The sequence below is a fragment of the Mesorhizobium sp. M0500 genome (assembly GCF_040321165.1).
Lineage (GTDB): Bacteria > Pseudomonadota > Alphaproteobacteria > Rhizobiales > Rhizobiaceae > Mesorhizobium.
This window is the reverse complement of the sequence record NZ_JAMYRB010000010.1, coordinates 82164-102281: the sequence shown is the minus strand read 5'-3', so window position 1 is coordinate 102281 and position 20118 is coordinate 82164. Positions and strand designations below refer to the sequence as shown.

Here is a 20118-nt window from a genome sequence, read left to right as displayed (position 1 = left end):
CCCCCAAAATGCCCCGCCCGCTCCCGGCCACGGCAACGAACCTAGCCGATCAATCTTGCCCTCACCTCAGCGGAAGGGATTTCGCAATTGTCCTTCTTGCCGAACAGGGCGTAGCGGTTCTTTGCGATGCGGTCGTAGAGCCAGTCGCGAAGCGGGCGCGGCAACAGCAGCAGGATCCGCGCCGCCCGCCACGGCCAGCCGAGTTCGGCCATGACGGCAACGAAACTGTCCAGGCGGGTGAAAGCCGCGCCATCGACGATGACGAGATTGGTCTCGTAGCGATCCGTCCGCAGCCCGTATTTCTTGAACAGCATCTCGCCGAAGGGCGACTGCGCCGTTACGAAATGAAAGCGGCCCTTGCGGTCGAGCTTCACCACCATGCGCACAAAGCCCGAGCACAACACGCAAATACCGTCGAACACGATCAACGGGCGACTTGATTCGAATTCTGGCGGCTCAGGAGAATGGTTCGGCTTGACGATCACGTGACGCCCGGCAGCTGGTGTCAGGCGACACTAGGCCTGCCGGCGGCTGGATCAAAGCCCGGAATGCTGAAGGCTTGGCGTTGTCGCACGCCGTCTGTCGGTCAGCGCAGGGCGCTCGGCGCGATAAGTCGTTGACCGATTGTCGGCGTCGGGCCGGCAGATACGGCTGTCGTGACGGCTCTCCATGCTCATCATCAGCGCACGCTGATCCCAAGCGTGTTGCCACGGCGCGCGCAGGCGGGGCCTGGGCCGCGCATATAATAGCGCTCAGGCCGATAGGTCGGCGCGACGAATTCGCGGATGGCGGCGGCATAGCCGGCGATTTGATTCCAGAAGCTCATTTTACTCGGTCCCTGTCCCGTTTCGGATGTCCCTTCCGAATTGCGGGGATCATAGCGTCCAGGCGTGAATAGTCGGTGAACGCGATGTTAATCTCTGGTCGAAAATGCCTTTGTTCATGGCTGGAATGCGGCTGATTCGCGGTGTTTCCATGCAGTCCGTCGGCATTTCGTCCAGTGTGACTTTTGCATCACATATGTTTCGCCTGAATGTCGCAGAGGCGCGGTTTTGTTTCAGGTTTTGCCGGACCGCGAAATTTCCGTGCACGCGGCCGGAAAACCAGGAACCGGCCCGTCAGCCGCACGTTGATTTCCCAGTGCCGGGACGAACTGGCTCCGCAGGCTGTGGTGCTCGGGTGGGCCGCAGCCAAAAAATCCGAAACTGCAAGAGCAATGGAAAGGCAAAGGCCATGGGTTTCTTTTCGAAGGATATCAAAACCCTCGACGACCTCTTCGTGCACACGCTGCGCGACATCTATTACGCTGAAAAACAGATCGAAAAATCGCTGCCGAAGATGATCGACAAGGCGAGTGATCCGCAGCTGAAAGCCGGCTTTGAGAAACATCTCGCTCAGACCAAGGGTCATATCCAGCGTGTCGAGCAGGTGTTCGAACTGCACGGCGTGAAGGCCAAGCAGGTCGACTGCCCGGCCATCGACGGCATTCTCGAAGAAGCCGACGACGTCAGCGGCGACATCGCCGACAAGGAGGTCCTCGACGCTGCGCTGATCGCCTCCGCCCAGGCGGTCGAGCATTATGAGATGACCCGTTACGGCACCCTGATTGCTTGGGCCAAGCAACTGGGCCGCAGCGACTGCGCCAATGTGTTGGCCAACAACCTCAAGGAGGAGCAGGCAACCGACCGCAAGCTTACCGAAATAGCGGAAAGCAAGGTCAACCTGCAAGCCGCCGAGTAGGGCAGTGAGCGAGAACAAGGCAAGGCTGGGTTGAAAGCCCGGACTTGCCTTTTGCGCCGCCGGAACCGGAACGGACTTTGCCCGTTCTCGGTTGAACATTGTCGCGCAGGGAGTTTGTCATGGCGCCGCGCCCGGCCTGGAGAGGGTATCTCAAGCTTTCGCTGGTCACTTGCGCCGTCGAACTGACCAATGTCGTCACCCAGGCCGAGAAAGTCTCGTTCCGCGTGCTCAACCGCAAGACCGGCAATACCGTCAAGCGCGTCTATGTCGATTCGGCAAGCGGCAAGCCGCTCGATGAAGGCGACGAGATCAAGGGCTACGAGATCGGCGACGGCGACTTCGTCCAAATCGAGGAGGAGGAGATCGAAGCCGTGCTGATCGACTCCTCGCATACGATGAGCCTCGATGGTTTCATCGAAAAATCCTCGATCCAGCAGATCTATCTCGATGCGCCCTATTATGTGACGCCTGCGGACGAGGTCTCGGAAGAGGCCTTCGCCGTCATCCGCGACGCCATGGCCGCCAAGAAGACGGCGGGGCTAGCCCGCATTGTGCTCTATCGCCGCGAACGTCCGGTGGTCATTGAGCCGTTGGGCAAGGGTCTGCTGCTGACGACCCTGCGCTATGGCGATACGGTTCGCAGGCCCGAGATGGTGTTCGGCGACATCAAGCCGGTGAAGACCGACGCCGAGATGATCAGGCTGGCCGAACACATCGTCGATGACAAACAGGCGAAGTTCGATCCTTCCGAATTCGAGGACAAATACGAAAACGCCCTGATCGAGCTGGTCCGCGCCAAGAAGGCCGGCAAGAAGGCACCGAAGACCAAGGCGGAACCACGGCCCTCCAACGTCGTCAACCTCTTCGATGCGCTGAAGAAGAGCCTTTCGTCGGAAGCCGGTGCGCCGGCAAAGACCGGACGCCCGGCAAAAGGCGCCAAGTCCAAAGCCGCCCGGCGCAAATCTGCTTAGGATCCGCCCATGGCCAGCCTCGAGCAGTATCACGCCAAGCGCAATTTCAAGAAGACGGCCGAACCAGCCGGCAAGGTTTCGCGCGGCAAGAAAGCCGTGCCGGGTGGCATCTTCGTCATCCACAAGCATGCCGCCACCAGGCTTCACTACGACCTTCGTCTCGAGCACGGCGGCGTGCTGTGGAGCTGGGCGGTGACGCGAGGCCCGAGCCTCGACCCGCACGAAAAGCGGCTCGCCGTGCATGTCGAGGACCACCCGATCGACTATGCGCCGTTTGAAGGCACCATCCCGAAGGACCAATATGGCGGCGGCTCGGTCATTGTCTGGGATGAGGGAACTTGGGTCCCCGATGGCGACCCGGCAAAGGCGATGAAGAAAGGCCATATCAGTTTCGAACTGCATGGCCACAAATTGCATGGCGCATGGCATCTGGTGCGGCTGAAGCCGCGTCCGGGCGAAAAGCGTGACAACTGGTTGCTGATCAAATCCGACGATGCCGCCGCGCGTCCAGGCGAGGACATTTTGCAGGAGGCGCCGCAATCGGTGAAATCCGGCCTGACCATCGAGGAGGTCGGCGAAGGCAAGACCGCCGACGGCAAGAAGCCAAGGGTCTGGCAGTCCGACAGGCCGGCTACCGGCAAGAAGGCAGTCGCGGCAAGGCGGCTCGAATTCATCGAACCGGCGCTCGCAACGCTGGAGCGGGACGCGCCGCCCGGCAAGGACTGGCTGCATGAGGTGAAGTTCGACGGCTATCGCATGCAGTCGCAGCTTGCCGGCACCGAGGTGCGGCTTTTGACACGCGCCGGCCTCGACTGGACCGACAAATTCGGTGGCGCAATTGTCGCGGCACTTGGCGGCCTGAAATGCACCGATGCGATCATCGACGGCGAAATCGTCGTGCTGGCGGATAACGGCGTCTCGTCATTCTCGCTGCTGCAGCAAGATCTGTCGGCGGGCCGCACGGATCGTTTCATCTACTACGTTTTCGACCTGTTGCGTCTCAACGGTGAGGATATCCGTTCCGAGCCGCTGGTCGAGCGCAAGGAAAGGCTGCGCACTTTGCTCGCCGGACAGGCCGAGGATCAGGCCGTGCGCTTCAGCGACCACTTTGCCGAGCCCGGCAAGATCATGCTGGAGCATGCTTGCCGGCTGGGGCTCGAAGGCGTCGTCTCCAAGCGTGCCGATGCGCCCTACCGCAGCGGTCGTGTTCCCTCGTGGGTGAAGTCGAAATGCACGGCGCGCCAGGAATTCGTCATCGGCGGCTATATGCCGTCGGACAAGACCGGGCGCGGCCTGCGCTCGCTGCTGGTTGGCTATCACGAGGGCGGCAAGCTGCGCTATGCCGGCCGCGTCGGCACCGGCTTCACGGCCAAAAGCACCAACGAGCTGAAGAAGAGGCTTGATGCGCTGAAGACGACAACCTCGCCCTTCGACAGGGCGGTGCCAAGGGGCAAGGGGCTGGTCTGGGTCAAGCCCGAACTTGTCGGCGAAGTGGAGTTTCGCAGTTGGACGTCGGACCGTATAATACGCCACGCGTCGTTCCAGGGATTGCGCGAGGACAAGCCGGCGGAGGAAGTCGTGCAGGAGAAACCGAAAGCACGCTCAGCCACGGCCGAGCCGAGGCCAAAGCCCGCCGAACCCGCCGGCGCGGCGAAAACCTCGGTTACACTGTCCCGCCCCGACAAGCTTCTGTGGCCCGAGGAGAACGTATCGAAGCAGGATCTGGTTGATCACTACGCGCTGGTCTGGCCGCGCATGAAGCAATTCGTCATCAACCGGCCGCTCAGCCTCGTGCGGGCGCCGGACGGCGTTGGCGGCCAACGGTTCTTCCAAAAACATGCCTCGGCCGGCATGAGTGAAAAAATAGCCGTGATGAAGGATCCGACGGACGGCGAGGAAATCCTGTTCATCCGCGATTTCGACGGCGTCGCGGCGCTGGTGCAACTGGGCGTCGTCGAGATCCACATCTGGGGCTCGACCACCAACGAGCTGGAAAAACCCGACCAGATCATCTTCGATCTCGATCCGGACGAGGGCGTCGACGTGAAGGCGGTGCGTGCCGCGGCGCTCGATATCCGCGGCCGGCTCGACGAACTGTCCCTGCCGAATTTCGTCAAGACCTCGGGCGGCAAGGGCTATCATGTCGTCGTGCCGCTGAAGCCGTCGGCGGATTGGGACGAGGTCAAAGGCTTCGCCCATGAGTTCGCCCGAGCGCTCGAACAGGCCGCGCCCGACCGCTACACGGCGACGCTGTCGAAGAGGGCGCGCACCGGCAAGATTTTCGTCGATTATCTGCGCAACGGCCGCGGCGCCACCACGGTTGCGCCCTATTCGTCGCGCGCCAAAAAGGGAGCCACGGTATCGATGCCGGTGACCTGGGCGGAGATCGAGGCCGGATTGCCGCCGAACGCCTTTCCGATCGGCGACAAGACGACGCTGAAGCGGCTCGGGCAAGCCGATCCCTGGGCGGATTTTTTCAAGCAGGCAAAGCCGCTCAAGCGCGGCTAGAGCAATTTCAGGAAAGTGTGAAACGGTTTTCCGTCCGGAATTGCGTCAAAACAAAAAGATAGAGTGGTTCGGCGTTCCCGTGAAACGCCGAACGCGCATCGAAGCGCGCCGTCAGGCGAGAAACGTCTTCTCGAAGGCCTGCTTGCCTACCGGTGAAAAGATCACGGCACGGCTGTCCTTCTCGCGCCGTGCCCATTTCTCGGCGAGGACCTTGTCGAGAATGGCGGCGCCCAGCGCGCCGGCAAGATGCGAACGCCTCACGCTCCAGTCGAGGCAGGCGCGGCACACCGGTCGCCGCGCTTTGGTATGGATGTCGATGCCGATCGCGGCGAAATGCGAGGCGGCCGACGGCCCAAGCTGGATCACCTCGTCGTCGCGCAGGAGCACTTGTCGAGCCACAAGACGGTCCAGCATCGCCACCGCCTGCTCGCCGGCGAGGTGATCGTAGCAGACCCGCGCCACGCGCATGGCCGCGTCGCGAGGGCCGGGTCGCACCCTCTGCGGTCCGACCGCAGCGGCAACGCCGGTGATGGCTTCGATCATTCCCGCCACCTGCGGGCCGGCGAGGCCGTAATAGCGGTGCCGCCCCTGGCTCGCCAGTGTCAGCAGCCCGCCTTCCATCAGCTTCGACAGATGCGAGCTCGCTGTCGGAAGCGACACCCCGGCTTCGAGTGCCAGTTCGCTCGCCGTCAGTGCCGTGCCGCCCATCAGTGCGGACAGCATGTTTGCCCGCGCCGGATCGCCCACCAGGCTGGCAATGCGGGCTATGTCAGGTCCTTCGCGCATAGTTCGTTCCTCATCGAAGCATCCTCGTCAGATAAAGCATTAGTCTCGATGCAAATCAAGGAGACAACGATGCCTGCAAGGACCATTCTCAGCGCCGCGCCTGCTCGCCGGCCGTTCCCGTTCATCGTCTTGCGCCGCTTGCGGCTGCGGCTCCTGAAGCGGTGGTACGACCGTCATTTGCAGCGTCTCGACCTCGCCGAGATCGACGATCATCTGCTGCGTGACCTTGGCCTGACACCCGAAGACGTCCGTCGCGAGTGCGCGAAATCCTTCTGGCAAACCTGACCGGCCAGCGAATTTGCCTAGCATATCGATCTTCGGAACGTTTCGACCCGGCTCGAACTGTGACCGCCAGAAAACATCCACCGCCAAGGAGGCGAAAATGACCATCACCTGCTTCATCCGCTACGAGATCGATCCGTTCGGCAAGGCGGCATTCGAGGAATATGCACGCAATTGGGGGCAGGCGATCCCGCGCTGCGGCGCCGATCTGATCGGCTATTTCGCGCCGCACGAAGGCTCGGCCACCACGGCTTATGCCGCCTACAACATCGACAGTCTTGCGGCCTACGAAGCCTACCGCGCCCGGCTCGCCGCCGATCCCGCCGGCAAGGCGAACTACGAGTTCGCCCGACGGGAAAAATTCATTCTGAAGGAGGACCGCATCTTCCTCAAGCTGGCCTCCGGGCCGCATGCTCCTTCGGTGAAGCCATGATCGCCGTCATCTTCGAGGTCGAGCCGGCGGCGGGCAAGCGCGATGCCTATCTCGGCATCGCCGCCGACCTGCGCCCACTGCTCGACGGCATCGACGGTTTCCTGTCGATCGAGCGCTTCCAGAGCCTTGCCGATCCGAACCGCATCCTGTCGCTGTCCTTCTGGCGCGACGAGGACGCGGTGAAGACCTGGCACAACACGCAGGAACATCGGCAGGCGCAGAAGGCCGGGCGCGGCGGTATCTTTGCGGACTATCGTTTGCGCATCGCCCATGTCGTGCGCGATTACGGCCTGACCGAACGCGCCGAGGCGCCTCAGGACAGCCAGGCGGTAAATGGTTAAGGACTGTTAGGCATTCCCGATCAGCACCCCTGCCGCAAACACCAGCGCGCCACCCAGCACCACCTGGAAGGCGGCGCGCCAGAATGGCGTCTGCATGTAGCGGTTCTGCACGAAGGCGATCGCCCACAGCTCGAAGAAAACCACCACGGCGGCGACAATGGTCGCCGTCCAAAAAAGCGGGATTAGATAGGGCAGCGCATGGCCGAGCCCGCCCAGCGTCGTCATGACGCCGACGGTCAGCCCGCGTTTTGCCGGCGAGCCGCGGCCCGATAATTTGCCGTCGTCGGAAGCCACCTCGGTGAAACCCATCGAGATGCCAGCGCCGATCGAGGCGGCAAGCCCGACCAGAAAGGTCTGGAACGTATCATGCGTGGCAAAGGCGGCGGCAAAGATCGGCGCCAGCGTCGACACCGAGCCATCCATCAGCCCGGCCAGCCCCGGTTGGACATAGGTCAGGATGAACTGGCGCTGCTCGGCTGCCGTTTCTTCGTCCTTGACCGCGCCCGGCACATGCTTTTGCTCCAGCCGCTGCGCCAGTGTCTCGTGGCCCTGTTCTGCGATCGCCAGGTCGTCGAGCAGCTTTCGCGTCGACGCATCGCCTGTGCGTTTGGCCGCCTCGATATAGAACAGGTAGGCCTGCCGCTCCATGGCCTCGGCTTGGCTGCGCACATGATCGATGCCGAGCGGCCTCACCAGCCAGTCCGGCTTGCGTTCGTAATAGCCCTTCACATGTTCGCGCCGGATCAGCGGTATGCGCTCGCCGAAACGCTTGCGGTAAAGCTCGATCAGCGAATCGCGATGGCCGTCCTCCTCCTCCGCCATCTCCTCGAACACCTTGGCCGATTGCGGAAAGCTCTCCGCCAGCCCGTCGGCATAGGCGCGATAGATGCGCCCGTCATCCTCCTCGGAGGAGATGGCGAGCGCCAGGATCTCCTGTTCCGAGAGCGATTCAAAGGGACGGCGGCCGAAGCCGAAAACGCGGGAAAGCATGAGAAATTCACCCTAGTTTAGAATAGTTCTAAACTATGACCTCGCACGTCGCCGGTCAATCGTGTGCGCTCCACTCATGCTCAAAAGGTACAGGCTTCAAAATCCCGAACACATCGCCGTTGCTATCGGCAAACGTTCACTTATATAACCGAATCTCAACCAAGAGAAAGGAACGCCGCAGATGCCGGAAAAACAGCAGCTGTTTGATCCCAAACCGGTTCTCGACCTTATCGCTAATATTGAGGCGGATCTGCAGCGCCTGAAAGGCCTAGTCGAGCAGCAGGTCGAAAAATTCGATCCCGCCAATCCGCACAACAAGGCTCCCGACGGCAAGTTGACCGAGGAGGGCGTCGAGTGCTGCTATCGGCTGTTCGACGAGGGCAAGTCGCGCTATTCGGTCGCCCAACAGATGAAGATCTCCTTCGCCGCCGCCACCCACCGCTTCAACACCTGGCGCAAGATGGGCGGCCCCAAACGGCAAAAGACGCTGTTGGGGTGAGGAGCGGCAGGCTATGCCGGTCAATCGACAACGATTTGTCGACTGAAGCGACGAATGCATGGCAGAGGGCCGAGGAGGCGGTGGGGACAGTCACGCCCCACTCTCCTGCCTCCAAGGACGAATTGTAACGGTCACATTTTTTCATTGGTGCGCCGCCTCCCTTTCCGTGCAGCATAGGCGGTCTCATCTCTTGCAGGACCCTAGCCATGACCACCCCTCCCGGCATCGCCGATATTCACAGCGCAGCAGCGCGATTGTCCGGACTGATCGTCGAAACGCCGCTGATCGAATCGCCGGAGTTGAACAAGCGCTTCGGCGCCAGGATCCTGTTCAAGCCCGAGACGTTGCAGCGCACCGGCTCGTTCAAGTTCCGCGGTGCATACAACAAGCTCTCCTCGCTCTCGGCGGAAGAACGCGCCCGCGGCGTCGTCGCCTTCTCGTCGGGTAATCACGCGCAAGGCGTCGCCGCCGCGGCGGCGATGTTCGGCGTCAAGGCCGTAATCGCCATGCCTACCGACGCGCCGGCGATGAAGGTCGGCAATGTCAGGAAGATGGGCGCCGAAGTGATCACCTTCGACCGGGTCCGCGACGATCGCACTGCCGTCGTCCGTTCTTACGTGGAAAAGGGCATGGTCCTGGTGCCGCCCTACGACGATCCGGCCATCATCGCCGGCCAGGGCACGATCGGCCTCGAATTGATGCGCCAAGCAAGAGCGCTTGGCGTCAGCCTCGATGCGGTAGTGGTTCCCTGCGGCGGCGGCGGGTTGAGCAGCGGCATTTCGATCGCGGTCAAGGACGCCTCGCCGGGCACCGCCGTCTTGGCCGTGGAACCCGAGCATTTCGACGACACACGCCGCTCGCTGATCAAAGGCGCCAGGGTGTCGAACGCGCCCGGCCACACCTCGATCTGCGATGCCCTTCTCGTCGCCGAGCCCGGCGCGATCACTTTCGAAATCAACCGCAAGAATCTCGCCGGCGCCATCGCCGTTTCCGACAGCGCGGTGACACAGGCGATGCGCGACGCGATGGCTTGTCTGAAGCTGGTGGTCGAACCTGGCGGTTGCGTCGGCTTGGCCGCGCTGTCGTCAGGCGAAATCGACCTTGCCGGCAAATGCATTGCCGTGGTGCTCTCCGGCGGCAATGTCGATCTCAGCACCTATGCCGAGATCATTGCTGCCGGCTAGGATAGCAACCAGTTCCAGCTCATGTGCCGATTCGAGGTGCTCAAGCGTCCGTTGCACCCGGTCGAACCGGTACCCTTCAAAGACTGAGATCAATGAAACTGTTCTTCAGCCGCAATCCCAATCCTCGCCTCGCGGTCGCGGTGGCACGGTATCTCAACGCCAAGGTCGAGTTTGAATTCGCCTCTCCCTTCGCTCCGGGCCAGGCCGAGCGATTTCGGCCGCTCAATCCTAATCTTTCATTGCCCATCCTTATAGGTTCGGGAAAAAGCCTCTGGGAGGCCGACGCCATAGCCTGTCGGCTTTCGCGCGATATGCATTCGGATTTCTGGCGCGCTGGCGACGACGAGCCCGAGATGATCCGATGGCTGAGTTGGGGGAAAGAGAACTTCGCACGAGCCTGCGATGTCGTGCATTTCGAACGCGGGACCAAACAGCGCTATGGGCTCGGCCCGATAGATCAGGCGCGGGTTGAGGAGGGCCTGAGGGACTTCAGTACCGCCGCTGCAATACTTGATGCCGAGCTTTCTGAGCGCGACTGGCTGGTCGGCAATTCGGTTTCCTACGCCGACTTTCGAATGGCGACGTTTCTGCCCTTCAACGATGTCGCCCGATTGCCGCTCGATGACTATCCCTCTGTCAGTCGCTGGTATCTTCAACTCGAAGAAATCGACGCCTGGCGCGATCCCTTCGAAGGGCTCAATGCGCCTGAATTGACACCGGTCCCGGGCCAGGCCGAGTCCGTGTGAATCTCGATCATTTGCACAAGCGGATCGAGTTCGACCCTAATCCAGCGTCCGGCGGAACCGCACCAGCGCAATACCGGCGAACAGCGCCACGAACACCACCAGCCAACCGATTTCCGTTGCCACCGCCGGCAGTTCGGCGCCCTTCAGCATCACCGCGCGGATGATGCGCAGGAAGTGCGTCAGCGGCAGCACCTCGCCAAAGACCTGCGCCCAGTCCGGCATGCCGCGATAGGGGAACATGAAGCCGGACAGCATGATCGACGGCAAGAAGAAGAAGAAAGTGAGCTGCAGGGCCTGCATTTGCGTGCGGGCGATCGTCGAGATCGTGTAGCCGAGCAGCACCAGCGCCAAGACGAAGATCAGGACCGCCGTCAACAGCAGCGACATCGACCCGGTGAAGGGGATGGCAAACAGAAGCTTCGAGGCTGCCAGCACCACCAGCACCTGCACGGCGCCGACCGCCAGATAGGGCAGCACCTTGCCCAGCATGATCTCGAGCGGGCTTGACGGCATCGCCAGAAGGTTCTCCATCGTGCCGCGCTCGGTCTCGCGCGTCAGCGCGATCGAGGTCATCATCACCATCGTCATCTGCAGGATGACGCCGAGCAGGCCGGGCACGATGTTGTATTGCGAGACGGCTTCCGGATTGTAGCGCCGGTGCACCACCACCTGGAGCTGGCCCCGGGCAGCCTCGGCCGCCGTTTCCTGCATGCCGCGTGCCCTGAGCAGCGCCTGGTTGGCGACGGTGCCGAGCGTCGAGATGGCGCCGCTGGCGACGGCCGGATCGGTCGCATCCGCCTCGATCAGAATCTGCGGGCTGTCGCCGCGCTCGACCCGCCGGGCAAAATCGGCGGGAATGGTGACGACGAAGGCGACGTCGCCGCGCGCCATCAGGAATTCGGCTTCGGCGGCACTTTGCGCGACGTGGTCGAAGCGGTAATAGCCGGTGGTCTGCAGCGCCGAAACCATGGCTCGTGTGTAAGGATCGCTGCTCATCGCCACCAGCGCTGCCGGCAGGCTCTTCGGATCGTTGTTGATGGCATAGCCGAACAGCACCAGCTGCATCAACGGCACGCCGAGCATCATGGCGAAGGTGATGCGGTCGCGCCGCATCTGGATGAACTCCTTGATCAGCAGCGCGCCTAGCCTGGCGAACGAAAAGATGCTGTTTATCCCATTTTTCATCCCATGTTGTCCTTCGAACCGGACATGAACTGGATGAACACATCCTCCAGGCTGGTCTCGCCGGGCGTCACCGTAACGCCCTCGTGCTCTTTCTCGACATCGGCGAGCGCTGCCTGAAGTGCCGTCCTGTCGGAGCCGACGACATGCAGCGTCGCGCCGAACGGCGCCACCTGGTCGACGCCGGGGCGGCCATGAAGTGCGGCAGCGACCTGATCGAGCCGCGGCCCTTGCAGGACGAAGGTGGTCAGCCCGGCATTCCTCACCACGTCCTCGACCGTGCCGGTGGCCAGCATCTTGCCGTAGGAGATGTAGCTGATGCGATGGCAGCGCTCGGCCTCATCCATGTAATGGGTGGAGACCAGCACGGTCAGGCCGCCGCTCGCCAGCCGGTGGATCTCGTCCCAGAATTCGCGTCGCGCTTTCGGGTCGACGCCCGCCGTCGGTTCATCGAGCAGCAGCAGTTTCGGCTTGTGCATGATGCAGGCGGCCAGCGCCAGCCGCTGCTTCCAGCCGCCGGACAGGGTACCGGCCAACTGGTTCCTGCGCGATGTCAGGCCGAGCTCCTCAAGCGTCTTAGCCACGTGCTCGTCGAGCGGCTTCAGCCGGTACAGCCGAGCCACGAATTCGAGATTCTCGCCGATCGTCAGATCTTCGTAGAACGAGAATCTCTGCGTCATGTAGCCGACTTCGCGTTTGATCCGCAGGCTGTCGGTGCGGATGTCGAAGCCCAGAACCGTGCCTTCGCCCTCATCCGGCGTCAGCAAGCCGCACATGATGCGGATGGTCGTCGTCTTGCCCGAGCCGTTCGGCCCGAGGAAGCCGACGATCTCGCCCTCGGCCACAGCCATAGTCACATGATCGACGACGGTCTTGTCGCCAAAGCGTTTGACCAGGCCGTGCACGTCGATGACGTTCATTTTCCGATGTCCGCCAGATCGACGTCGACGATCTGCCCGGGCTGCAAGGCGCTGGCGTCGCCCTCCGGCCGCGCTTCGACCAGATAGACCAGCTTTTGCCGGGTCTCGAGCGAGTAGATCACCGGCGGCGTGAATTCCGGATCGGGCGACACATAGCTGACGCGTGCCTTCACGCCCGACCCGCAGCCGTCGCAATGGACGTTGAGCAGCGTGCCGACGTCGACCGAGGAGAACGCGCTTTCCGGCACATAGACGCTGAGCTTCACCGCGCCGTCCGGCAGTATCGAGATAACCGGTGCCGTCGGCCCGGCCGTATCGCCGGGATTGCGGATCACGTCGTTGACCCGGCCGGGCGAAGGCGCCGTCAGCACGCGCTTCGACAGCCGCCATTGCGCTTGCTCCAGCGCCGATTGCGCCTGCCTGACCTGATTGTCGGCGGCCTTGATAGTCTCGGGCCGTGCCGGCAGGCCGCCGACCGCGAGATTGGCCTCCGCCTGGCCGACCTGCGCGTTGGCCGTCTCCAGCGTCGCGGAAGCCGTGTCGTAGTCGGCCTGTGTGCCGGTGCCGCGTTTGAACAGATCGCTGGCGCGGATGTAACGGCGTTTGGCGTCGGCGGCTTGCGCCTTGGCTATGTCGACCTGCGCCTTGAGCACCGCAATCTCTTCCGGCCGCTTGCCGACCTGTAGGTCGGCAAGTTGCGCCTGGGCCTGCGCAAGGGCCGCCTCGGCTTGTGCGATGGCGATCTTGGCGTCGGCGTTTTCCAGCGTCACCACCGGCGTGCCGGGCGCGACGCGGTCGCCGCGCTTGACCGCAATCGTCTCGACCTGCGCCACCTCGATCGGCGCCAGCAGGACATAATCGCCCTCGACGTAGCCGACGGCGAGCGGTGCTGCCGGCGCGCAGGCGCTGAAAAGCTGGGCGGCAAGCGGCAAAGAACAGAGCAGGCTCATGATCCACGATCCTTCCGGACAGCCAAATCGCGCCGAGCTAAAATCGCGCTGAGATTGTCGGTTATTGTTGCCGCGATCTTGCCGGCCTCGTCGTCGCCGATCTCGCGCCAGCCCATCCGGCGCATAACTGCCTCGCGGCCGATGCGGAAATAGACGACCTGGCCGATCAGCGTGAATACGGTGAGTTTAGTGCGCTCGCTCTCGGCCGGCTCGCCCGTCGCCTGTTCCCAGATCAGGCAGAGTCGGTGATGCGCCGGTTCGAACACGCCATCATAGATACGGTCGAGCGCGGCGGTTGGATGAGACAGCTCACGCAGGACGAACTGTACAATCTCGCCGGCTTCCGGCCTTGCCGCGATGAAGGCGACCATCCGCTCCAGTGCGACGGCCAAATGTGCCCGCGCGGCCTCGGCGTCCGCCAATGTCGCGGCCGGCGCTTGCAGATTGCCGATCGCCTGGCCGGCAACGGTCTGGATGGCGTCGACGATGTAGTCGGCCGCCGCGTTGCGGAGCCCTTCCTTGCCGCCGAAATGATAGGCGATCGAGCCGATATTGGCCTTGGCCTCAGCCGCGATCTGGCGCGTTGACGTGCCGTCGAAACCCTGGCGTCCGAACAGCTTCAGCGCCGCGCGCACGAGTGCCGTCCGCGTCATATCCGCGGCGGTCTTGGGCGCCTCATGAGGAAGGCCGCTGGCGCTGGGCGATTTGATCATGGCCAACAATTTAATCAATCGAATGATTAAAGTCAAGTGCGGTCAAGCGGCTTGCCAACTCTGGCCGTGCGCGCTTTAGTGCCTGGCCATGGGCAAGGAAATCGAGCGTAAGTTCCTGGTCTCAGGTGAGGAATGGCGGGCAATGGTCGAGGCGGACATTCATATCCGTCAATTCTATCTAGTCGCCGAACCCAGCCGCACGGTGCGTGTGCGCATCAGCAACGATGCGGCCGCCAAGCTGACGCTCAAGTTCGGCAGCCAGGCACGCGAGCGCGATGAATTCGAATATCCGATACCTTTGGCGGAGGCGCAGGAGATGCAGGCCTTTGCCATCGGACATGTCATCGAGAAGACACGCCACCATGTTAGACACCGCGGCTATCGCTACGAAGTCGATGTCTTCGGCGGGATGCTTGCGGGGTTGGTGATCGCCGAGCTCGAGACGCCGGATGATGTACAGGACGAAATGCTGCCACATTGGCTCGGCCGTGAAGTCACCGGCGAGCCGAGATTTTACAACGCGTCGCTCGCCCTTGGGGGGATTCCGGAGATCGTCGCATGAGCTTTCGTATCGATCCGCGCATGTCGCTGACCGGAGAGGTCAGGCGCATCTTCGCCGAGGAGATCGGTAAGGCGCTTGTCCATCTGGACGCCGCGCGTGACAGGCCCGAACAGGGGCTGCACAAATGCCGCAAACGGCTGAAGAACGTCCGCGCCTTGCTGCGCCTTGTCCGTTCCGGAGACGAAACATTCTGCGTGACGGAGAATCAATGCTACCGCCAGGTGGCGGCCCTGCTTGCCGGCCCGCGCGAGGCGACCGCACTGGTGGAAACAATCGACCGGCTGGCGGCAAGCTTTCCCGAGCAAAGTGCCGGCGATGGCCTCGGTGCCGTGCGTGACAGGGTCGTCGCGCGCCAGCATGAACTGCATGGCGGAGCAGGCCTCGATGCTGCGATAGGCGCGGCGATTTCCGCTTGCGAGGAAGGTGTCGCCCGGATCGACAAGCTCGCTCTGCCCGACCAGCCGGAGCAGGCTGCCGACGTGCTCGCCGAAGGCGCGCGCACCACTTTGCGCCGCGCCAGGAAAGCGCTGGACAAGGCGGCTTCGCGCGGCCAAGCCGATGACTTTCACGATCTGCGCAAGGCGGCCAAGACGCATGGCATGCACCTGTCGCTGCTTGGCAGGCTGTGGCCGACGCCGATCAAGACGCGGCGCAAGGCCGTCGACGAATTGGGCGAGCGGCTTGGCGAGCTCCACGATGTGTTCGTCATGCGCGCGCTTATAGATGCCGAGGACCAACCGCTCGGCCCCCCTGAGGAGACGCGGTTGCTTGCCAAGCTGCTGAAGCGCTCGGAAAAGGGCCTGAAAAAGACCTGCCTCGCCGAGGCGGCCGAGCTTTTCGGCGACAGTCCGAAGCGCTCGACGAGGAAGCTCGCCCGCAAGGTGCGCGAAGATCTCACAGCGGCACCGCAGCACGAAGACGCCGGCGCGCCTGGCGTGGGCTGATCATGGTCTAATTTGCCGCCCTGTGGTAATCGCCGTCTGGCATGACCGAGCCCGGCGACACGCTTCTGACCGACTTGGCCGCTGGCTTGCAGGCCGGCTGCAGGAGGAATCGTCCGGCTACGAGCCTTACACGCCGTCGGATGCCGAAACGCTGCGCCGCACGCTTGAGCCCGGCGACATCCTGCTCATCGAAGGTAACCAGAAGATCTCGGCGGCGATCAAATACCTCACCCGGTCGACCTGGTCGCATGCCGCCTTCTATGTCGGCGATGCATTACCGGAGCCGGAGGACGGATCGGAGCGGCGGCGCCTGATCGAGGTCACGCTCGGCGATGGCTGCATCGCCGTGCCGCTGTCGCGCTATCGCAGCTACAACACCCGCATCTGCCGTGCGAGTGGCCTGGCTCCGGATGACCGCGAAGCGGTCGTCGCGTTCATGATCGGCAGGCTCGGTCTCAGATACGATCTCAAGAACATATTCGACATGCTGCGCTACTTCTTGCCGACGCCGCCGGTGCCGGTGCGCTGGCGCCGCCGCATGCTGGCTTTCGGTTCCGGCGACCCGACGCGCGCCATCTGCTCGTCGCTGATGCCGAGGCCTATGGCCTGATCCGCTACCCGATCCTGCCGGAGATTACCCGGGCGCCTGGCCGTGCCTCGGCCCAGTCGAGCTATTCGCGCAGGGAAATCCTGCACATCCGCCATCACTCGCTCTACACGCCGCGCGATTTCGACCTGTCGCCCTATTTCCGTATCGTCAAGCCGACGCTGGAATACGGCTTCGACTACCGGCAGATGGTCTGGGATGACAAGCCCAGGATTGCCGATGCCGAGACAAGGGCTCAGGGTGGCGGCTAGGCCGGTAGCTTTGCGGCGGCCCGGCCGGGTGTCCGCGCGCCTGCGTCGCGCGGATGCGGCCCGATCGGCATGATCACCGGGAACGGCGTTGCGCCGAACGCGAACGTCCATTTGTAACCGACCAGCCCGTCTTCGGGCGTCGTGTGCTGATCGTGATGGGCAAGCAATTTGGCGCGCTCCGCCAATTCCTCAGCCTCGCGCTTGATCATTTCCGCCGTTTCCGGCCGCATCCGCCTGGAGAAGCTGACGAACGTCGCCTCGCGCTCAAGATGGGTAATGGCCCAGCCGATAAAAGTCTTGTTGGTCATCTCGAACAGCGGCCGCAATGGCCCGTCGAAATTCCACTGGATCGGCGCCTCGACCAGCAGCCTCGCCGACAGGCCGCGACCGAGCGCGATAAGGCCGAGTTCCTCGAGGTCGCGCAAATAGAGGAACATCGAAGCCTCGCTCAATCCTTGTGAGCGCATGATGCCTTCCGGCGTGAATTTCTCGGAAAGCATGACAAAGACGAACAGCAGTGCCGGCCGCCCGGCGAGCTTGCGCTCGATCTCCGGCGCGATCTGGTTGGCGGGTCCTGGTCCTCTGTTCATAGAGCCGAGCACGTTCTCCAACTCTACGCCGGCGGCAATGCAGATCTCCATCAGCCGGTCGAGCTTGCAGTTGCGCTCGTGGAAGATGCGCTTCACCGTAGGCTCGGAAACACCCATCCGCTCGGCAAGGACGCGATAGGTGATGCCCTTTGCCTTAAGCGTCCGCTTCAGCGCTTCGAAGATCAGGCCGTTCATGGGATGCACCTCTTTTGCACGATTTGGTATCAGCCTTCGGTACTAGTCCTGATAGATCTTCCCGAAAAGTATCGAAAGGCTTAGCTCTCCGCCAGTCCATTACAGGAGACTAGCCATGAAGAGCCTCTTCACCTCGATACTTCTCGCCTTGGTCGGCATCGCGGCCGCGCCGGCAGTTCAGGCCGCTGAACTCTGGCGCACCGGCGGCCTCGAGCAGCCTGAATCGGCGCTGTTCGACGCCGCCGGCCAGCGCGTTATCGTCTCGAACATCGTCGGCAATCCCGGCGAAGCCGACGGCAACGGCTATCTGTCGATCCTGTCGATGGACGGCAAGCTAGTCACGCAACGCTGGACCGACGGCATGGACGCGCCCAAGGGCATGGCGATTGTCGGCGGCAAACTCTACGTCGCCGACCTCACCCATGTGCGCGTCGTCGATCTCGCAAGCGGCAAGCTAACATCGACGATCGACGTGCCGAACGCGGTCTTCCTCAACGACGTGACCGCCGACGCGTCCGGCAAGATCTACGTCACGGATATGCTTGCCGATACGATCTATCGCATCGACGGCGACCGGCCCGAACTGTTCGTCAGGGATGCGGCGCTTGCTTCGCCGAATGGTATCTTCGCCGATGGCGGCCGGCTGATCGTCGCTTCGTGGGGCAGGGGCATCAAGCCCGACTTCAGCACCGCGGAGCCGGGCGGCCTGCTCTCGGTCGATCTTGCTACCAAGGCCGTTTCGCCACTGGCTGGCGCGGAAAAGTTTGCCAACCTCGATGGCGTCGTTGCCATCGGCGGCAGCATCTACGCCACTGCCTATATGACCGGCACGCTCTACCGCTACAAAGCCGGCGGTACGCCGCAAGTGGTTGCGACGTTCAAACCGGGCAGCGCCGACATCGGCACCGACGGCAGGTCGACAATCTTCGTGCCGCTGATGAACGAGGGCGAGGTCTCAGCGTTGGGCCTCGACTAAGCCGGCAGTTGCCGGCTCAGGCGGCGGGCGCGGCTTTCCTCAGCTGCGCCCGCGCATCCGTGATCGAGGCGGCATAAGTCACCAGCGGCCGCTTGACACCGTGGTTGATCAGCATGCGGCGTACTCCTGCGGTGAAGCGCCTGATATAATGAAGCGAACGCCGGCGCGGCTCGCCTTGTGGGCCGCACCCTCGATGACATTGGCTGCCGTCGAATCGAAGAACGGCACCGCCGAACAGTCGAGGATGAAGTTCCGGCGCTGGCGCGGTCGGCGACGTCTTCCTGCACCAAGGATTGATGGTCTGCCTCCAAACATGCAGCACTCTTTGCCAGCCGATGCGCAGTCATGCTACAAACCTCGGCATCGTTTGGCGGGACATCCACTGCGATCCCGAATGCACAGGCACGACTTCAAAAGGATGAGCGGGTGAAGATATTCAAAGCGTTGGCGACCTCGACAGCCTTGCTGTCGATGGTTTTCCTGCTGGCAGGCTGCGGTCATGGCCTGATCAATAGGCTGATTTGAGTCAGGTGCCGTCGGCCCGCCCAAGCCATCGCTGCAGGAACCGTGCCGCAAGCCAGCACAGCATCGCCCAGGCAAAGCCGGCGCACCAGCCGGCCAATACGTCGGACGGCCAGTGGACGCCGAGATAGATGCGGCTGATGCCGACCACCACCGTCGTCAGCACCGCCAGCCCGAGTACATAGATCTTCGTTGTCCGCCCGGGCAAAAACCGCGCCGCCATGCTGCCCAGCGTCAAATATGTCACCGCCGACAGCATGGCGTGGCCGCTCGGAAACGAAAGCGATGCCACATCGGCGAGATGCGAGACCAGATCAGGGCGCGGTCGGTCGATATCGAATTTCAGCACGCTTGACAGGAGCTGGCCGCCCGCTACCGCGACGAACATGAGAAGCGCCGCGCCTGGCCTGCGGATAAGGAGCAGATAGACGATCATTGCTGCCGTGATCAGCACCAGTACGCTGGCGCTGCCGAGGCTGGTGATATCGCGCATCGCCCCTTCCAGCCACGCCGGTCCGATCGGATTGTCGGGCTGCCCGGCCTCGCGGAAGGCAAGCAGGATTTCGGTGTCGAAGGCATGCGGCGTGGTGGCCCGCGCCAGCTCCATCAGCTCCTCGAACCCCCACAGCCCGCCGGCAATGACCAGCCCGGCCAGCAGAACCGGGAACTCCAGCCAGTTGCGCAGTCTGCTTGCAATCTTCTTCATCGGCCCGATCGCAGTTACAGCCTTTGCAGATAGGGCCCGAGCGTGATCAGCGCCACAGCTGCGATGGCAAGCACGATGCCGGTTGCCTGTAAGGCATTGACGCGCTCGCCGAAGAAGACCAGCGCCACCACATTCACCGACACCAGCTGGATCACCGCCGACAGGCTGAACGACACCGACATGCCGAATTCACGGATCAGCCTCAGCATGATCAGATTGCCCAGCGAATAGAGCGCCAACGTCAGCACAATCTTGCCGAGGCTCGGCGCCAGCCCCCACTGTTTTGCGGCCATCGCCGCCAGCAGGAAGATCACCGTCGAAACGCAGAGCTGCCCAAGTCCCCAGAAACTCACTTTTGTTCCTCCCGATGCGGTCCCTACGCGCCTGCCGCAGCTCTTGTTTCCGAAGCGCCGGTCGCGGTCAAGCGGGGCCGATGTTGGATACGAAATCGCAGGCGGCAATTAGCCGGCATGTCATCAAACTGTGACCTGCCGGCGATACCGGATTGGCCAGGCAACAC

The 20118-nt window shown here is 62.8% G+C and carries 23 protein-coding genes and 2 pseudogenes; 13 read left to right on the top strand and 12 right to left on the bottom strand.

The window, feature by feature from the left end:
• Window positions 1–41: 41 nt before the first annotated feature.
• A complete protein-coding gene (locus NKI70_RS19460; RefSeq protein ID WP_245274773.1) occupies window positions 42–422 on the bottom strand; it encodes a thiol-disulfide oxidoreductase DCC family protein in 381 nt (126 codons plus the stop codon).
• Between the two features lie 257 nt (window positions 423–679).
• The gene (locus NKI70_RS19455) at window positions 680–826 is read right to left on the bottom strand and encodes a hypothetical protein (RefSeq protein WP_023678994.1); all 147 of its coding nucleotides are present in this window, start codon (window positions 824–826) and stop codon (window positions 680–682) included.
• A gap of 407 nt (window positions 827–1233) precedes the next feature.
• On the opposite strand from NKI70_RS19455, the gene NKI70_RS19450 reads away from it, so the two are divergent.
• The 3 genes from NKI70_RS19450 to ligD all read left to right on the top strand — a co-directional run bounded on the left by NKI70_RS19450 (window position 1234) and on the right by ligD (window position 5219).
• Window positions 1234–1740, top strand: a complete 507-nt coding sequence (locus NKI70_RS19450) for a YciE/YciF ferroxidase family protein (protein ID WP_352473615.1) — start codon at window positions 1234–1236, stop codon at window positions 1738–1740.
• 119 nt (window positions 1741–1859) lie between these two features.
• A complete protein-coding gene (gene ku / locus NKI70_RS19445) occupies window positions 1860–2711 on the top strand; it encodes a non-homologous end joining protein Ku (RefSeq protein ID WP_352571585.1) in 852 nt (283 codons plus the stop codon).
• A 9-nt stretch (window positions 2712–2720) separates the two neighbouring features.
• Complete coding sequence (gene ligD, locus NKI70_RS19440; RefSeq protein ID WP_352571584.1) at window positions 2721–5219, top strand: DNA ligase D; 2499 nt, start codon at window positions 2721–2723, stop codon at window positions 5217–5219.
• Between the two features lie 111 nt (window positions 5220–5330).
• Here the strand turns inward: ligD and NKI70_RS19435 are convergent, their stop codons facing one another.
• On the bottom strand, window positions 5331–6005 hold the full coding sequence (locus tag NKI70_RS19435) for an ArsR/SmtB family transcription factor (RefSeq protein WP_352571583.1): 675 nt from the start codon (window positions 6003–6005) through the stop codon (window positions 5331–5333).
• Window positions 6006–6074: 69 nt separating this feature from the next.
• Here NKI70_RS19435 and NKI70_RS19430 point away from each other — a divergent pair, with 69 nt between their 5' ends.
• The 3 genes from NKI70_RS19430 (at window position 6075) to NKI70_RS19420 (ending at window position 7061) form a co-directional block, all read left to right on the top strand.
• Window positions 6075–6290 (top strand): DUF1127 domain-containing protein, encoded by a 216-nt coding sequence (locus tag NKI70_RS19430; protein ID WP_352571582.1) that lies wholly within the window; start codon window positions 6075–6077, stop codon window positions 6288–6290.
• 97 nt (window positions 6291–6387) lie between these two features.
• On the top strand, window positions 6388–6720 hold the full coding sequence (locus tag NKI70_RS19425; RefSeq protein ID WP_352571581.1) for an NIPSNAP family protein: 333 nt from the start codon (window positions 6388–6390) through the stop codon (window positions 6718–6720).
• Window positions 6717–7061 carry an antibiotic biosynthesis monooxygenase family protein gene (locus NKI70_RS19420; RefSeq protein ID WP_352571580.1) on the top strand — a complete coding sequence of 115 codons (345 nt, stop codon included), beginning with the start codon at window positions 6717–6719 and terminating at the stop codon, window positions 7059–7061. Before NKI70_RS19425 ends, NKI70_RS19420 begins: the two co-directional genes overlap by 4 nt.
• A 6-nt stretch (window positions 7062–7067) precedes the next feature.
• On the opposite strand, the gene mbfA is transcribed toward NKI70_RS19420, so the two are convergent.
• On the bottom strand, window positions 7068–8051 hold the full coding sequence (gene mbfA, locus NKI70_RS19415) for an iron exporter MbfA (protein WP_352451856.1): 984 nt from the start codon (window positions 8049–8051) through the stop codon (window positions 7068–7070).
• A 181-nt stretch (window positions 8052–8232) separates the two neighbouring features.
• Here mbfA and NKI70_RS19410 point away from each other — a divergent pair, with 181 nt between their 5' ends.
• The 3 genes from NKI70_RS19410 (at window position 8233) to NKI70_RS19400 (ending at window position 10480) form a co-directional block, all read left to right on the top strand.
• Window positions 8233–8550, top strand: coding sequence for a hypothetical protein (locus NKI70_RS19410; protein WP_023679003.1), 318 nt, complete (start codon window positions 8233–8235; stop codon window positions 8548–8550).
• A gap of 206 nt (window positions 8551–8756) precedes the next feature.
• Window positions 8757–9734, top strand: coding sequence for a threonine ammonia-lyase (locus NKI70_RS19405; RefSeq protein WP_352571579.1), 978 nt, complete (start codon window positions 8757–8759; stop codon window positions 9732–9734).
• 92 nt (window positions 9735–9826) lie between these two features.
• Window positions 9827–10480, top strand: a complete 654-nt coding sequence (locus NKI70_RS19400; RefSeq protein WP_352571578.1) for a glutathione S-transferase family protein — start codon at window positions 9827–9829, stop codon at window positions 10478–10480.
• 36 nt (window positions 10481–10516) lie between these two features.
• Here the strand turns inward: NKI70_RS19400 and NKI70_RS19395 are convergent, their stop codons facing one another.
• The 4 genes from NKI70_RS19395 to NKI70_RS19380 are packed head-to-tail and all read right to left on the bottom strand — an operon-like array spanning window position 10517 to window position 14245.
• Complete coding sequence (locus NKI70_RS19395) at window positions 10517–11653, bottom strand: ABC transporter permease (RefSeq protein ID WP_023679006.1); 1137 nt, start codon at window positions 11651–11653, stop codon at window positions 10517–10519.
• 8 nt (window positions 11654–11661) lie between these two features.
• Window positions 11662–12582: an ABC transporter ATP-binding protein gene (locus NKI70_RS19390; protein WP_023679007.1), complete on the bottom strand. Its 921-nt coding sequence runs from the start codon at window positions 12580–12582 to the stop codon at window positions 11662–11664.
• A complete protein-coding gene (locus tag NKI70_RS19385) occupies window positions 12579–13532 on the bottom strand; it encodes an HlyD family secretion protein (protein ID WP_352724844.1) in 954 nt (317 codons plus the stop codon). The genes NKI70_RS19390 and NKI70_RS19385 overlap by 4 nt, the downstream gene beginning before the upstream one ends.
• Window positions 13529–14245, bottom strand: a complete 717-nt coding sequence (locus NKI70_RS19380) for a CerR family C-terminal domain-containing protein (RefSeq protein ID WP_352724843.1) — start codon at window positions 14243–14245, stop codon at window positions 13529–13531. Before NKI70_RS19380 ends, NKI70_RS19385 begins: the two co-directional genes overlap by 4 nt.
• Before the next feature lie 88 nt (window positions 14246–14333).
• Here NKI70_RS19380 and NKI70_RS19375 point away from each other — a divergent pair, with 88 nt between their 5' ends.
• The 3 genes and pseudogenes from NKI70_RS19375 to NKI70_RS19365 all read left to right on the top strand — a co-directional run bounded on the left by NKI70_RS19375 (window position 14334) and on the right by NKI70_RS19365 (window position 16609).
• Window positions 14334–14807: a CYTH domain-containing protein gene (locus NKI70_RS19375; protein WP_352724842.1), complete on the top strand. Its 474-nt coding sequence runs from the start codon at window positions 14334–14336 to the stop codon at window positions 14805–14807.
• Complete coding sequence (locus tag NKI70_RS19370) at window positions 14804–15751, top strand: CHAD domain-containing protein (RefSeq protein WP_352724841.1); 948 nt, start codon at window positions 14804–14806, stop codon at window positions 15749–15751. Before NKI70_RS19375 ends, NKI70_RS19370 begins: the two co-directional genes overlap by 4 nt.
• 41 nt (window positions 15752–15792) lie before the next feature.
• Window positions 15793–16609: pseudogene (locus tag NKI70_RS19365) on the top strand (C40 family peptidase).
• Here the strand turns inward: NKI70_RS19365 and NKI70_RS19360 are convergent.
• The gene (locus tag NKI70_RS19360; protein ID WP_352724840.1) at window positions 16606–17394 is read right to left on the bottom strand and encodes a helix-turn-helix domain-containing protein; all 789 of its coding nucleotides are present in this window, start codon (window positions 17392–17394) and stop codon (window positions 16606–16608) included. The pseudogene NKI70_RS19365 and the gene NKI70_RS19360 sit on opposite strands and share 4 nt — an antisense overlap.
• Window positions 17395–17509: 115 nt before the next feature.
• Between NKI70_RS19360 and NKI70_RS19355 the strand changes: the two genes are divergently transcribed.
• The gene (locus NKI70_RS19355) at window positions 17510–18370 is read left to right on the top strand and encodes an SMP-30/gluconolactonase/LRE family protein (protein ID WP_352724838.1); all 861 of its coding nucleotides are present in this window, start codon (window positions 17510–17512) and stop codon (window positions 18368–18370) included.
• A gap of 16 nt (window positions 18371–18386) precedes the next feature.
• On the opposite strand, the pseudogene NKI70_RS19350 reads toward NKI70_RS19355, so the two are convergent.
• The 3 genes and pseudogenes from NKI70_RS19350 to NKI70_RS19340 form a co-directional block, all read right to left on the bottom strand.
• A pseudogene (locus NKI70_RS19350) lies at window positions 18387–18637 on the bottom strand (sodium-independent anion transporter); the annotation flags it as partial.
• A gap of 259 nt (window positions 18638–18896) precedes the next feature.
• Window positions 18897–19598: a phosphatase PAP2 family protein gene (locus tag NKI70_RS19345; protein ID WP_352571569.1), complete on the bottom strand. Its 702-nt coding sequence runs from the start codon at window positions 19596–19598 to the stop codon at window positions 18897–18899.
• Between the two features lie 14 nt (window positions 19599–19612).
• Window positions 19613–19951, bottom strand: a complete 339-nt coding sequence (locus NKI70_RS19340; protein WP_023679017.1) for a hypothetical protein — start codon at window positions 19949–19951, stop codon at window positions 19613–19615.
• Between the last annotated feature and the right edge of the window lie 167 nt (window positions 19952–20118).

Bases quoted from the DNA above. Each gene is read 5' to 3' on its own strand.
- NKI70_RS19355 (WP_352724838.1), top strand. From the start codon at position 17,510: ATGAAGAGCCTCTTCACCTCGATACTTCTCGCCTTGGTCGGCATCGCG.
- NKI70_RS19425 (WP_352571581.1), top strand. From the start codon at position 6,388: ATGACCATCACCTGCTTCATCCGCTACGAGATCGATCCGTTCGGCAAG.
- ku (WP_352571585.1), top strand. From the start codon at position 1,860: ATGGCGCCGCGCCCGGCCTGGAGAGGGTATCTCAAGCTTTCGCTGGTC.
- NKI70_RS19455 (WP_023678994.1), bottom strand. From the start codon at position 826: ATGAGCTTCTGGAATCAAATCGCCGGCTATGCCGCCGCCATCCGCGAA.
- ligD (WP_352571584.1), top strand. From the start codon at position 2,721: ATGGCCAGCCTCGAGCAGTATCACGCCAAGCGCAATTTCAAGAAGACG.
- NKI70_RS19430 (WP_352571582.1), top strand. From the start codon at position 6,075: ATGCCTGCAAGGACCATTCTCAGCGCCGCGCCTGCTCGCCGGCCGTTC.
- NKI70_RS19360 (WP_352724840.1), bottom strand. From the start codon at position 17,394: ATGAACGGCCTGATCTTCGAAGCGCTGAAGCGGACGCTTAAGGCAAAG.
- NKI70_RS19380 (WP_352724843.1), bottom strand. From the start codon at position 14,245: ATGATCAAATCGCCCAGCGCCAGCGGCCTTCCTCATGAGGCGCCCAAG.
- NKI70_RS19370 (WP_352724841.1), top strand. From the start codon at position 14,804: ATGAGCTTTCGTATCGATCCGCGCATGTCGCTGACCGGAGAGGTCAGG.
- NKI70_RS19405 (WP_352571579.1), top strand. From the start codon at position 8,757: ATGACCACCCCTCCCGGCATCGCCGATATTCACAGCGCAGCAGCGCGA.
- NKI70_RS19385 (WP_352724844.1), bottom strand. From the start codon at position 13,532: ATGAGCCTGCTCTGTTCTTTGCCGCTTGCCGCCCAGCTTTTCAGCGCC.
- NKI70_RS19375 (WP_352724842.1), top strand. From the start codon at position 14,334: ATGGGCAAGGAAATCGAGCGTAAGTTCCTGGTCTCAGGTGAGGAATGG.
- NKI70_RS19400 (WP_352571578.1), top strand. From the start codon at position 9,827: ATGAAACTGTTCTTCAGCCGCAATCCCAATCCTCGCCTCGCGGTCGCG.
- NKI70_RS19435 (WP_352571583.1), bottom strand. From the start codon at position 6,005: ATGCGCGAAGGACCTGACATAGCCCGCATTGCCAGCCTGGTGGGCGAT.
- NKI70_RS19345 (WP_352571569.1), bottom strand. From the start codon at position 19,598: ATGAAGAAGATTGCAAGCAGACTGCGCAACTGGCTGGAGTTCCCGGTT.
- mbfA (WP_352451856.1), bottom strand. From the start codon at position 8,051: ATGCTTTCCCGCGTTTTCGGCTTCGGCCGCCGTCCCTTTGAATCGCTC.
- NKI70_RS19390 (WP_023679007.1), bottom strand. From the start codon at position 12,582: ATGAACGTCATCGACGTGCACGGCCTGGTCAAACGCTTTGGCGACAAG.
- NKI70_RS19410 (WP_023679003.1), top strand. From the start codon at position 8,233: ATGCCGGAAAAACAGCAGCTGTTTGATCCCAAACCGGTTCTCGACCTT.
- NKI70_RS19420 (WP_352571580.1), top strand. From the start codon at position 6,717: ATGATCGCCGTCATCTTCGAGGTCGAGCCGGCGGCGGGCAAGCGCGAT.
- NKI70_RS19450 (WP_352473615.1), top strand. From the start codon at position 1,234: ATGGGTTTCTTTTCGAAGGATATCAAAACCCTCGACGACCTCTTCGTG.